Below are 13,569 nucleotides of genomic sequence, written 5' to 3' on the forward strand. Positions count from 1 at the left end.
TGGTAGAGCAAATAATTTAATATGGGCGGGTGGAATTATGCATGAAGAACTTTTGAACTTTATGCCGGAAAATCAAAAACTAACACCTTCTTCTATAATTATTGGTATCGGGGTTTCGGTTGAACGACTCGATGCACTATTTGACTATTTTAAGGATGTTAAGCCGCTACACAGTCTTTCATACATTGTTGTCCAAACACCCTCTGTAAAACATAAAGGATTTACCGCCAGCCTGATGGAAAAATACCTTTCGCTGAATGTGGAAATGGCTGAACAAGGTTCTGCCATTATGGCAAACACGGTCTACCTCAGTCCCCCAGAACATTATGTTGAGATTCTTGAAAATAAAACAATAAAGCTTACTCCTTATACCATCATTGAAAACAATCACTTTCCAATTAATGTACTTTTAAAATCTCTTGCGAAAACTCAAAAAGAAAAAGCAATTGCAATCGTTCTGCCCGGTAAAGAGAGAGACGGATTTGAAGGGTTGAAGATCGTTCATCAGTACAATGGATTCAGTACCGTGCAGGATGCTGCTGGGGCATCAATGTACTCTTTTGCCAATGTTTTTGCGGCTCCCGAAAACATAGCCGGATATATTAATCAGCTGCATGAATCAATGGATGATTATGATTCATTCTCAGAGGGGGCAATAGATCAAATCCTGTATAAAATTCAAAATCAAAATGGAGTTGATTTTTCGATGTATAAGAAAAAAAGTATACTCCGCCGTATTGAGAGAAGAATGAAATTACTTGGCCATCCGTTAGAGACATTAGATGAATATATGATTTTTATATTGGATCATCCAGAAGAATTACAAAGGCTGCATGACGATTTATTGAACGGGATTACACACTTTTTCAGAGATGAAGAATTTTTTTATCAACTGAGAAAGACTTATATTCCAAAGATTATTGAAAACAACATAAAGAAAGACAAACAAACCTGCAGAATATGGATAGCAGGATGTTCGACGGGTGAAGAAGCTTACTCGTATGCCATCCTTTTTAGTGAAGAGCTTGAAAAGCGTAAATTGGACATAGATTTACAAATTTTTGCAACCGATATTAATCGCAGGTCAATACAAAAAGCGAGCAAAGGAAGCTACACAGAAAATGAGGTTTCTTCGATTCCATCCGATTGGCTGAAAAAATATTTTGACAAAACAGGGCAGCGCTATTCAGTGAAGAAAATTCTGCGTAATCACATCATCTTTGCTCCCCACAATTTAATAAGAGATACCCCTTTTGTTAATTTGGACTTCATCAGCTGCCGTAATGTAATGATTTACTTTCAAAGAAAATTGCAGGAAAAGGCGCTTTCTTTGTTCCATTTTTCTCTCTGTGATGGAGGATTATTAGTTCTTGGACCCAGTGAGACTATCGGTAATCAGTCCGAAGTTTATCAGCCTGTAGATTGGAAATGGAAAATATTCAAAAACTCATTTTATGATCAGAAAGCAAAACGGAACCGCTTTCATCTAAACGCTCTCGAAGCAGGGAAAGCGTTGGCCAATACGTTTGAAAATATAGATGAGCGAAAAAATCTGCAATTGGATGAACTGTATCTCTCACTAATCGATCAATTTTTGAACCCTTTTTTGATTATCAATGATCAAGAAGAAATTATTGCATCTTCTCCAAATGCGAGTCAGTTTTTAAAGACTCCGGCTGGCAGTCCATCGAACAGCATCTATAGTAGGCTATCCGCCGATTTATCTGTCCCAATCAGTTCAGCCTTGAAGAAAATCAAAGATCATAAATCAGAAATCAGACGTAATCATATTAAGGTCACGATTAATGGCGCTCCCGTATTTGTTGAGATTACAGTCCGCAGATTCAAATTCAATGTGCGTCATTATCCTTTATACGTATTGTTTATTCATAAAGAATTGGAAGGAATAAAAACGAATAAAAAAGAATTTTTGATGTTAGATCAGGAAATTTATCCGAATCATTGTATTCAGAAATTAGAAATGTTAATTAACGAAACAAACTCCAAGCTGCAAACAACAATAGAAGAGCTTGAAATTTCAAATGATGAACTTCGATCCACCAACGAAAAATTAATCGCTGACAATGAAGAGCTCCAAACATCAAATGAAGAACTTCAGGTTGTAAACGAAGATTTGATGACCGTAAATGGAAATTTCGAGAAAAAGATTGAAGAGCTTTCCTCAACCGCGGGTGAAATGGAAAAAATGCTGATAAACTCTAATATCGCAACTGTTTTCTTGGATAATGAATACAACATTAAACTATTTACTTCTGAAGCAGCAAATGTTTTTCATTTAATTGACCGTGATGTTGGAAGACCTATTTACCACATTGCCAGCCGGTTAAATTATCGCGAGTTTCTTGACGACGCGAAAAAGGCATTAAACGAGATGAAAACGATTCAAAAAGAGGTGGAAGCTGACAATAAGGACATATATATTGTCAAAATGATTCCGAATTTGTCAAATGGAACCAAAGCGGACGGACTTGTCATTCTTTTAGTCAATATAACTGATCTTAAAGCTACAAACAAAGCCTTGCAAGTTGGTTCACATAGGATTGAACACAGCAATTCAAGCATTGTGGTTGCATCTCCGAGTGGAAGAATTAAATACGTCAATATTAATTTCTGTTCGATTTTAGGAAAAGAGCAATTTGAAATCATTGGACAAAACATATTTGATATTTATCAAAATTCCTTCAAAGTACATGAATTTAAGGACCATTGGGACCATGTGCTTAAACATAAAAGCTGGACCGGCGAAGAATACTCTCAAGGGAGAAACGGCACAGACTTATGGGAAAAGGTTTCCTTTATTACTCTCGAGGATAATGAAGGAAATATCCAGCAAATTATGCGGGTCGCAGAGGATATTACCCATCAAAAGAATTCGGAAAAAATGCTGATGAAATCAGAAATGCTTTCTGCTATCGGACAGCTGGCAGCAGGAATTGCCCATGAAATCAGAAATCCGCTGACATCCTTAAAAGGCTTTCTGCAGCTTATGATTCAAAGCAATACGTATCACAAGGAATATGCAGAGGTAATGCAATCGGAATTTATTCGGCTGGAGTCAATTATCAATGAGTTTTTATTTTTATCCAAAACCAAATCATCCAAGTTTGAGACTATATGTGTGAACGACATTATCGAAGATGTTTATTTGATATTAGAAGCACAGGCAATGCTTAAGGGCGTTCGTATAACAAAAGCGCTTTGCCAGGATGTAAATGAGGTTCGTGCAGTTCCATCCGAACTCAAGCAGGTGTTTTTAAACATTTTAAAAAATGCAATCGAGGCAATGGAAGAGCTTGAAGGTGAAATATTGATTCAATCGAAGGGTGAAGAAGACCGTGTATTGATTATGATTAAAGACCAAGGGAAGGGAATTTCGAAGGATTTTCTTGATAAGCTTGGTGAACCTTTTTATACAACGAAAGAAAAAGGAACAGGGCTTGGTCTGATGGTTACAATGAGAATCATTGAAAGCCATAAAGGAGAAATCATTTTTGAGAGTGAAGAAGACCAGGGGACAACAGTGAAAATTTACCTTCCTTGCTTGTAAGAAAAGCCGCATGGATCCGCTGCGGCTTTCTTTTTATACATAATTTTAATTTTTTTTATGAAACTATGGAAAAGGAGGATGCAGGCATGAACACGTTAATTGTCATCGCACACCCTAATCCATCAAGCTTTAATTATTCTCTTTTGGATCGTGTCACGCATTATCTGGAGGAGTTAAATTACAATGTTTGCGTGAGGGATCTGTACAAGCTAAAGTTTAATCCCGTCCTTATGAAGGATAATTACCAGACCTTTTCTCAATCAGAAGTCGAGCAAGAAATTCTTGAGGAACAAAAATTTATTATTGATGCTGATTTGCTTGTGTATATTTTTCCCACCTGGTGGTCAGGCTTGCCTGCCATCTTAAAAGGGTATTTTGACAGGGTCTTCACAAACGGCTTCGCATTTAATATGACAAAAGATGGATTGAACGGTTTGCTGAACGATAAAAGAGCAATTATTTTTCAAACAACAGGCCAGCCTGAGAAAATTGCGAAACAGCTTCAGCTCGTAAAATCAATGGGAAACTCGATTGATCTGGGCATTCTTGCTAGATGCGGCATTGAAGTCATCATTCATAAATATTTCTACTCCGTCCCTTTTATAGATCATGAAGAACGAAGAAAAATGCTGCTTGAGGTTGAACCGATTATAAATCTTCTCCAAAAGGAATCATAATATAAAGTTTACATTTTCCTGCTATTTCTGTGCCTTCTCTTTTGGTATACTTTAGAAAAAAGTTACATAGGAGACTTGCTTTGACATGAAAAAAATGAAAGTCTTTTCCCTTTTGTTAATTGCTTGCGGCCTTGCTTTTGCAGGTTATGGAATATGGAAGATCGTTGATGGAAATATTAAAACAGGTGAATCAATGGCTCAAGCAAAAGAAGTCATTAATAAACCGTCCGGCAAGGAAAACACAGTTGAATCCTTTACTCCAACTATGGGTGATGCTGTGGGGATACTGAGCATTCCTCGTCTTGAAACGGAGCTTCCGATCGTTGAAGGGACTGATCCCGATGATCTTGAAAAAGGAGTCGGCCATTACAAAGGAAGCTTTTATCCCGACCAGAACGGCCAGATTGTTATGTCTGGGCATAGAGATACAGTATTCCGGCGGACGGGAGAACTGGAAATCGGTGATTCATTGAAAATTCAGCTTTCCTATGGGACTTTCGAATACAAAATTACCGATACGAAAATTGTCGACCAGAATGATACCTCTGTCATTACTCTGCAACATGAGAAGGAAGAACTAATATTAACGACGTGCTATCCATTTTCCTATGTTGGCAATGCTCCTGAAAGATACATCATATACGCAGAACGGAAATAGGTTAAAAAGTTGACCGAAGAAAAGGGATGATTCTTCAGGTCAACTTTTGTAAATGTAATGGTGTACCTGTGATTTTTGAAATTCATGTGCAATATCTCTTATATTAAAAAAATCGTGTCCATGTCTTTAGGAGGAGGCGCATGGATGAAAAGTTCCTCCTTAGTGATTGGATGGATAAAGCTTATGCTTTCGGAGTGAAGCGCCTGCCTTTTTATCCACCTTTCAGACCCTCCGTATAATGTATCACCAGCCAGCGGATGACCGATGAAACTGCTGTGGACTCTAATTTGGTGAGTTCTTCCTGTGTCCAGCTGAAGCTCGAGAAGCGAAAGGTCCTTTTTTTCGTCATAACCCTTAACGATAAAGTTTGTGACCGCGGATTGACCTGTTTGGGACACCCGTCTTCTTACAGAGTGATAGCGGTCACGCCCGATCGGCTGATCAATTTTCCCCCTGGCATTCTTTAGCTTGCCTTCTGCTATGGCAAGGTAGGTTCGCTTTATCTGTTTCTTGGCCATTTGTTGATCCAATAATGCCAGTGCCAGGCGATGCTTGGCAAACACAATAGCGCCAGATGTATCTTGGTCAAGACGATGGACGTGGCGAATGCGTCTTTCTTCGCCATTCATTTGAAAATAAAAGGCGATCAAATTGGCTAAAGTTCCGGTTTGTCCGGCTTCATTCGGATGGGTTGCCAGCCCCGCCGGCTTGTTAATAACAATCAAGTGGTCATCCTCAAACAATACAGGCAGATCCCCATATTCAGGCACAACATCAAATGGCTCATTTTCATAAAAATCAATTGAAATGCTGTCGTTTTCATTCAGTTGGGCATTATGACTAACAAATGATTGGTTTTGCTTAATTTTTCGATTAGCAATCCAGTATTGAATTAATTTTTTGGAAGCACAGGCTTGAGCTGCCAGAAAAGTAAAAAGCATCGACCCTGCATCCTTCTCGGAAACAGCGAAATAGATGCTTCTTCCAATTTGTTGCATTTTTTTCTCTCCTTTCATTGAATGGCAAGGAAACACTTACCTCTCTACTTTGTCTATGTATGTATGCTATCCTTTAAACGAATTAGAGACGGAAGGCAGGCGTACCATTATGAAGGTTGTAATCGCTGCGACAGAAGAGCAGCAAAAATACATTGAGGAAATGATAAGCAAGTTCTATTCACATATATTCACACGTAGCTACACGGCTAATGAAATAGCTGCATTTAAAAAGCAAGGGGTGCTCAATTTATCGGAAAGCCAGTATAATGGAACAATGGATGAGGCTTTGCAAATCATCTCTTGCCTGCAAACAATTTATATTTTGCTCGAAGAAAACTGCGAACCGCAAAATTCAAATGAGCTTGACCTCCATCGGTTGGAGTGGAATTTCAACAAGCTTCGGTCCTTTGGATTACAATTTCCATATTCCAGTGAAAGCATACATAGCGGAAAACAGCATATTCATTAACCCAAATGGATTCAACTTCCTCTATATTACTCGAGGTTACGTACATACTATAGCATGAAAGGGGTGCTATAGATGACAAAAGTAAGTGAATCTATGTCAAAAAACGTAATTTCAGTATCTTCCAACCAAACAGTGAAGGAAGCGGCTGAATTAATGGATCAGCATAAAATTGGAGCAATTCCGGTTGTAGATGACGGTGTGTTAAAAGGTATGATAACCGACCGTGATATTACAACAAGATCAATCGCCGGAGATCACCAAAACAATGCGCCTATTTCAGAAGTGATGACATCAGACATCATTTCAGGGAACCCGGATATGAGCCTTGAGGAAGCGTCGGAGCTTATGTCAAGTAAGCAAATCAGAAGGCTTCCGATTGTAGAAAACAATCATTTAATCGGAATCGTCGCACTGGGCGACTTATCTGTCAACCAGATGTCGAACAATTCTGCCGGAGAGGCTCTGTCAAACATATCCGATCATGAAAATGCTCAGTAACCATAAAGACCTGCCTTTTTATAGGCGGGCTTTTTCTTTAGAAATAATTTTGAATGTGAATAAAAGTAGGGTATATTTTATTAAGAAGCAAGCAAGGAGGGTCTAGATGTTTAAAGCTGTAATATTTGACTTTGATGGACTTATTTTAGATACGGAAACAGCAGAGTACGAAGTTCTTCAGGAAATATTTGAAGAACACGGCGCGACTCTTCCTCTTTCTGTATGGGGAAAGGTAGTTGGCACGATTTCTGATTTTCATCCCTTCACTTATTTACAAGAACAAGCAAAAACGAAGCTGGACCTTGATTCCTTTACGGAATCACGCAGGACCCGTTATTTTAAAAAAATGGAGTCCCAAATCGAACGGCCCGGCGTCAAAGACTATTTGCTAGTAGCAAAAGATCTCGGGCTAAAAATCGGTTTGGCATCAAGCTCTGATTATAAATGGGTGTCGGATTATTTGAAGAGCCTTAAGCTTTATGATTTCTTTGAATGCATACGTACAGCGGATGACGTTGAAGAAGTGAAGCCCAATCCCGAGCTATACTTGCAGACGGCAGCTTGCTTAGGAGTCGATCCGAACGAATGCTTAGTCTTTGAAGATTCAGTCAACGGTTTGCTGGCAGCCAAAAGAGCAGGTATGAAATGTGTCATCGTCCCTAACAGTGTCACTAAGGATTTGGAATTCGGCGAATTTGACCATCGGCTGGAGTCTATGGCAGAAATGGAATTAAAGGAACTGATCGAAACATTACGTTAAAATGAACCTTCTAACATTGGTGGGAGGATAAACGAAATGATATAAGGAGGAACGAGGTTGTCAGAAAAACTAGATCTTAAACGATTTGAAAAGAAAGTGATCATTCGGCAAATTGAAAAAAAAGACATATATAATATTATTAAGCTGCAATCCCTCTGTTTCCCCGGGATGGAGCCATGGAAAATCGAACATTTGGAGAGCCATATTGAACATTTTCCAGAAGGTCAAATTTGTACGGAGTTTGAAGGGGAAATTATCGGATCATGCTCAAGCCTGCTATTGAACTTTGATGAGTTCGACGATCGGCACACGTGGCAGGACATTACAGATAACGGATATATTACGAATCATAATCCAGAAGGCTACAATATGTATGGCATTGAAATTATGGTGCATCCTGATTATCGAGGAATGAAGATCGGACACAGACTTTATGAAGCAAGGAAGGATCTTGCCAGAAGGTTAAATCTGAAAAGCATTATTATTGGCGGACGAATCCCAAAATACCATAAGTATGCAAATGAAATGTCTCCGAGAGAATATGTAGATGAAGTCATTCGCCAACAAATTTATGATCCGGTTTTATCGTTTCAACTGATGAATGAATTCAGGCTTATGAGGATCAATCCGAACTATCTTCCGGATGATAAAGCTTCAAATAGCTACGCAACTTTAATGGAATGGAACAACGTGGATTATCATCCGAAATCGAAGCGGTATTTTAAAACTGCATTTCCAGTTCGAATTTGTGTCATTCAATATGAGATGAAGCAGATTTATTCATTTGAAGAATTTGCAAACCAAGTGGAATACTACGCCGATGTAGCGTCAGACGCGGGCTCCGACTTTGCCGTTTATCCTGAAATTTTCACAACCCAGCTGATGTCTTTTCTGGAAGAACGGTCACCAAGCAGGGCTGTCCAAAGAATCACTGAGTATACAGAGGACTATATCAAACTATTTACTGATTTAGCCGTAAAGTACAATATCAATTTAATCGGCGGCTCCCACTTTGTTGAAGAGGATGGGAAAGTCTATAATATTGCCTATTTGTTCAGAAGAGACGGAACGATTGAGAAGCAATATAAGCTTCATATTACTCCGAACGAGCAGAAATGGTGGGGAATCAGTGCCGGAGACCAAGTGAAGGTGTTTGATACAGACTGCGGCAGGATTGCGATTCAAATTTGCTATGATATTGAATTTCCTGAGCTTGCCCGCATAGCGACAGATCGAGGCGCGAAAATTATTTTTACTCCTTTCTGTACAGAAGATCGCCAAGGGTACTTAAGAGTCAGATATTGCGCACAGGCAAGGGCTGTCGAAAACCAAATTTATACGGTGATATCCGGGACAGTAGGTAATTTGCCGCAAACAGAAAACATGGATATTCAGTACGCGCAATCTGCAATTTTTGCCCCTTCCGATTTTGAATTTGCAAGAGACGGCATCGTTGGAGAATGCAATCCGAATATCGAAATGGTTGTCATCGGAGATGTTGATTTAGAAATCTTGAGGCGGCAGCGCCAGGATGGAACCGTCCGCCAGCTGAAAGATAGAAGACATGATATTTACAGGATTAATTACAAAAAATAAGCGCGGAACTGTGTACAGTTCCGTCTTTTTTTGTATTGGTGTCAGATTGTGTCGAAACGTCGATATATTTTTATTTTCGCCGATATAATCGGAAAATCGCCGATAAACAAAATACTCATGCGGGATCGCAAAGATTGATAGATTTTAAGCATCACACTCTGATTCTATCTACCTTGGATTGCAACTGTTTCAATTTTCAAATAAAATGACATTATATATTTTATTGGAATGAGAAGGTGCAACATGGATTTTTTGCTGATTTTACTGCCGGTGTTTGGAATATTTGCACTTGGATATATCGGTCAGAAGACAATAGGGTTTGATACAAAAAATCTTTCCACAATGTCTCTTTATCTATTATCACCGGTTCTCGCATTTCGAACATTTTATGAAAACAAACTGACGACAGATTATTTGTACCTTTCCATTTTTTGCGTACTGCTTTGTTACGGATTAATCTCCCTCGTTTATGTTATTTCTTATTTTTATCGCTACGACAATCAGGAACGATGTGGTGTTGTGCTTGCTTCTGCCTTTATGAACAATGGCAACTACGGGACACCTGTCGTGTTTTTACTTTTTGGGACGAAGGGGCTCGACATCGCAGTCATTTTAATGGTGCTTCAGCAGCTTGTCATGAGTACGGTCGGCTTGTATTATGCCGCAAAAGGAAGTCCCGGATCTGATGGGATGAGAATGGTCATAGCGAAGGTAACGAAAATGCCGGTCGTTTACGGTGCCATCGCCGGAGTCGTATTCCAGCTGCTGCATATTCCATTAAGCGAAGAAATAATGACAGCGGTACATATGGTTGCAGATGCAACGATTCCAACAATCATGATTATTCTCGGAATGCAGCTTGCTTTAATTTCATTTAGAAATATTGAATACAGCATGATTTCGTATTCATTGATTCTTAAGCTCATCATTTCACCAATCATCGCTTACGGTTGTACGTTTATACTCCCGGTTGATGATATGACAAAGCAGATTATGATTTTAGTTGCGGCCATGCCAACTGCTGCTAATACGACGCTGATGGCTGTACAATTTCAAACTAAACCGGAAGTGGTATCAAGCGCCACATTTATCAGTACAGTATTAAGCATCGTTACGCTTCCTATACTTATGTGGATTATTTTATAGTCTTTTAATACATAAACTAGGATTGGCAGCGACACCAAGTTTATGCACAATATGCCAGCCTGTTTTTGATAAAGTGAACTGCCAATCAGCAGGATGTTTTTAGCTAGCTATCCGTTGCAATTGCTGATTGTTACCCGCCTCGTGCGGGATAAATCCAATCTGAAAATGGAGTTGATGACTTTGGAAAAAACAGAGCAATTTCAAGATTTGAACAAGAAGGACGGGCAATTTGTTTGGCATGCAATGAAAGGTGCGAATCATGAAAAAGGCTTAGTGATTGAGAAAGCGGAAGGATCATGGGTGACGGATATTAGCGGAAAAAAGTATTTAGATGCCATGTCAGGCCTTTGGTGCGTCAATGTCGGATACGGAAGAAAAGAGCTTGCGGAAGCCGCATACGAGCAGCTGAAGGAAATGCCCTACTATCCATTAACGAACAGCCACGTGCCCGCAATACAGCTTGCCGAAAAGCTTAATGAATGGCTAGATGGTGACTATGTTTTTTTCTTTTCAAATAGCGGATCCGAAGCGAATGAGACGGCGTTTAAGATCGCACGGCAATATTATGCCCAAAAAGGCAAGCCGTCTAAGCATAAATTTATCGCAAGATACCGCGCCTATCATGGGAATACTTTAGGAACCCTTAGTGCAACAGGGCAAGCGCAGCGGAAATACAAATATGAACCATTGACCCAAGGATTTCTTCATGTCGCTCCGCCGGATCTTTACCGCCGCCCGGAAGATGAAGAAACACTTGAGAGTGCGGAGCAAATTGACCAGGTGATGACGTGGGAATTGAGCGAAACGATCGCCGGAGTTATAATGGAGCCTGTCATTACGGGGGGAGGCATTCTCATACCTCCAAAGGGATATATGAAAAGAGTGAAGGAAATTTGCGAAGCTCACGATGCTCTGCTCATTAGCGATGAGGTGATATGCGGGTTTGGCCGGACGGGAAAACCATTTGGCTTTATGAATTATGACGTGAAGCCCGATATTATTACCATGGCAAAAGGTATAACAAGCGCATATCTTCCGCTATCAGCGACAGCTGTGAAAAAGGAAATTTTCGAACAATTTTCAGGAAATGATGCTTACGATCGTTTCCGTCATGTAAATACCTTTGGCGGAAATCCTGCAGCTTGTGCGCTCGCCTTGAAAAACCTCGAAATTATGGAAAATGAGAATTTATTTGAGCGATCAAGCAAGCTGGGTGAAAGGCTTTTGGCAGATCTCAAAAAATTAGAAACGTTAGATTACGTTGGAAATGTCAGGGGTATCGGGCTTTTAATCGGAATCGAGCTTGTAAAAAACAAGGAGACAAAAGAACCTGCTCAGGTGGAGTGGTTGAATCAAATCATCGAAAAGAGCAAAGAAAAAGGCCTAATTATCGGAAAGAACGGCGACACTGTTGCTGGTTACAACAATGTATTGCAGCTTGCCCCTCCGCTTAATCTGAAGGAGGAAGACTATTCTTATCTTGTAACAACGTTGACAGAAAGTGTCGAGAAGGTTCTTTCCCGGGTATAATGTGAAGCACAGGACAAACAGTTGCTTTCGCCGCAAGGATAATTAGCTTTCGGCGATTTTTTTCGAAAACAACAATGGAGGAGACAAGCGATGGAGTTTCATAACCAAAAGATTTTGCCAGCCATACGAAATATGAAGCAGTTTGATGAATTTCTAAAGAATGATTTTTGCTATGGTGTGCTTTTGGACGTTCATCTTGGGCAGTTAAAGGGTATTTTAAGAGCTGCGGAGAGCAATAATAAAAAATTGCTCGTTCATGTCGATCTTATTCAAGGGATTAAGCATGATGAATACGGGACTGAATTTATATGCCAGGAGTTAAAGCCGGCGGGAATTCTTTCTACCAGAACGAGTGTCATAGCAAAAGCTAAGCAAAAGAAGGTTTTGGCGATTCAACGGATGTTTTTGCTTGATACAGGAGCTATGGATAAAAGCATCGAGCTCGTCAAAAAATATAGGCCGGATTTTATTGAAGTTCTGCCAGGCGTTGTTCCGTTATTGATCAAAGAGGTAAAGGAAAAAACAGGGATTCCGATTTTAGCGGGAGGCTTCATTCGAACGGAAGAAAATATTCAACAGGCGTTGGAAGCTGGAGCCGCGACAGTAACGACATCGAATACAAGGCTTTGGAAATAGCAGATACATTTAAATACATATTGACAGCGCTTTCACAATTTGTTACGATAGTACCAAGTTAATATCTCGTGATGGAGAATCGGAGATCCACAACAAACACTTTACCGGAAATTGTAAAGGATGTTTGTTGTGGATTTTTCTATGTCTCTGAACCGTGGATATTACACAAAGAGCAGCATACAGAAAGGGGAAACAATATGGGTGCTTTTTGGGGTGAAGTGATAGGAACGGCTTTGATTATCGTCTTTGGCGGTGGAGTTGTTGCAGGGGTAAATTTAAAAAAATCATTTGCCCATCAATCTGGCTGGATTGTAATTACATTTGGCTGGGGGCTGGGTGTTGCAATGGCTGTTTACGCTGTTGGAGGAATCAGCGGAGCTCATTTAAATCCAGCCGTTACTTTAGGGCTGGCAATAAACGGTGAGTTTGCCTGGAGTAAGGTACCTGCCTATCTTGCGGCACAGATGATTGGGGCGATTATCGGTGCAGCGCTCGTCTATTTGCAGTATTTTCCTCATTGGAAAGCAACGAAGGATCAAGAGGCAAAGCTTGCTGTTTTTTCAACCGGGCCTGCAATCCCAAATGTGTTTGCCAACCTTTTAAGTGAAACATTAGCGACTTTCATATTTGTTTTAAGTATATTCGCCATCGGTGCGAATCAGTTTACAGAAGGGTTAAATCCTTTAATCGTCGGTTTGTTGGTGGTCAGCATCGGACTTTCTTTAGGGGGGACAACTGGCTATGCCATTAATCCGGCTCGTGATTTAGGTCCGAGAATTGCGCATTCTCTTTTACCGATCGCAGGTAAAGGTGCTTCGAATTGGAGATATGCATGGGTGCCTGTAGCTGGTCCTTTACTAGGAGGGGCTATGGCCGGTGTATTTTACGGGGCCGTATTTGAAGGGAAAATGAGCAGCAGCTTCTGGGCTGTTTTTATTATAGCTGCTATTATGTTTATCAGCCTGTATTTCGTCGGGAAGAACCAAAATGAAAGCGCTAATACTAACGTGAAAAATATATAGGGGGAGACAGC

The 13,569-nt window shown here is 40.1% G+C and carries 12 protein-coding genes; 11 read left to right on the forward strand and 1 reads right to left on the reverse strand.

Going from position 1 to position 13,569, the window contains the following annotated elements; all coding sequences use genetic code 11:
- Window positions 1–37: 37 nt before the first annotated feature.
- From AM592_RS02135 to AM592_RS02145, 3 genes are all read left to right on the forward strand, one after another.
- Window positions 38–3,568: a CheR family methyltransferase gene (locus AM592_RS02135; RefSeq protein ID WP_053602248.1), complete on the forward strand. Its 3,531-nt coding sequence runs from the start codon at window positions 38–40 to the stop codon at window positions 3,566–3,568.
- An 86-nt stretch (window positions 3,569–3,654) separates the two neighbouring features.
- Window positions 3,655–4,245 carry an NAD(P)H-dependent oxidoreductase gene (locus AM592_RS02140; RefSeq protein WP_158320283.1) on the forward strand — a complete coding sequence of 197 codons (591 nt, stop codon included), beginning with the start codon at window positions 3,655–3,657 and terminating at the stop codon, window positions 4,243–4,245.
- Window positions 4,246–4,330: 85 nt separating this feature from the next.
- Window positions 4,331–4,903: a class D sortase gene (locus tag AM592_RS02145; protein ID WP_053602250.1), complete on the forward strand. Its 573-nt coding sequence runs from the start codon at window positions 4,331–4,333 to the stop codon at window positions 4,901–4,903.
- 98 nt (window positions 4,904–5,001) lie between these two features.
- Here AM592_RS02145 and AM592_RS02150 read toward each other — a convergent pair whose 3' ends face one another.
- Window positions 5,002–5,901: an RluA family pseudouridine synthase gene (locus AM592_RS02150; protein ID WP_053602251.1), complete on the reverse strand. Its 900-nt coding sequence runs from the start codon at window positions 5,899–5,901 to the stop codon at window positions 5,002–5,004.
- Window positions 5,902–6,010: 109 nt separating this feature from the next.
- Between AM592_RS02150 and AM592_RS02155 the strand changes: the two genes are divergently transcribed.
- From AM592_RS02155 to AM592_RS02190, 8 genes are all read left to right on the forward strand, one after another.
- A complete protein-coding gene (locus AM592_RS02155) occupies window positions 6,011–6,370 on the forward strand; it encodes a DUF5365 family protein (protein WP_053602252.1) in 360 nt (119 codons plus the stop codon).
- Window positions 6,371–6,442: 72 nt separating this feature from the next.
- A complete protein-coding gene (locus tag AM592_RS02160; protein ID WP_053602253.1) occupies window positions 6,443–6,868 on the forward strand; it encodes a CBS domain-containing protein in 426 nt (141 codons plus the stop codon).
- A 106-nt stretch (window positions 6,869–6,974) separates the two neighbouring features.
- The gene (locus tag AM592_RS02165; protein ID WP_053602254.1) at window positions 6,975–7,628 is read left to right on the forward strand and encodes an HAD family hydrolase; all 654 of its coding nucleotides are present in this window, start codon (window positions 6,975–6,977) and stop codon (window positions 7,626–7,628) included.
- A 57-nt stretch (window positions 7,629–7,685) separates the two neighbouring features.
- Window positions 7,686–9,224, forward strand: a complete 1,539-nt coding sequence (locus AM592_RS02170; protein ID WP_053602255.1) for a bifunctional GNAT family N-acetyltransferase/carbon-nitrogen hydrolase family protein — start codon at window positions 7,686–7,688, stop codon at window positions 9,222–9,224.
- Window positions 9,225–9,467: 243 nt separating this feature from the next.
- Window positions 9,468–10,370, forward strand: a complete 903-nt coding sequence (locus tag AM592_RS02175) for an AEC family transporter (protein ID WP_053602256.1) — start codon at window positions 9,468–9,470, stop codon at window positions 10,368–10,370.
- Between the two features lie 165 nt (window positions 10,371–10,535).
- Window positions 10,536–11,900: an aspartate aminotransferase family protein gene (locus tag AM592_RS02180; RefSeq protein ID WP_098945282.1), complete on the forward strand. Its 1,365-nt coding sequence runs from the start codon at window positions 10,536–10,538 to the stop codon at window positions 11,898–11,900.
- A 90-nt stretch (window positions 11,901–11,990) separates the two neighbouring features.
- Complete coding sequence (locus tag AM592_RS02185) at window positions 11,991–12,536, forward strand: glycerol-3-phosphate responsive antiterminator (protein WP_053602257.1); 546 nt, start codon at window positions 11,991–11,993, stop codon at window positions 12,534–12,536.
- A 197-nt stretch (window positions 12,537–12,733) separates the two neighbouring features.
- Entirely contained in the window at window positions 12,734–13,558 is an 825-nt protein-coding gene (locus AM592_RS02190) for an MIP/aquaporin family protein (RefSeq protein WP_053602258.1), read from the forward strand.
- Window positions 13,559–13,569: the final 11 nt, after the last annotated feature.

Source organism: Bacillus gobiensis (genome assembly GCF_001278705.1).
Lineage (GTDB): Bacteria > Bacillota > Bacilli > Bacillales > Bacillaceae > Bacillus > Bacillus gobiensis.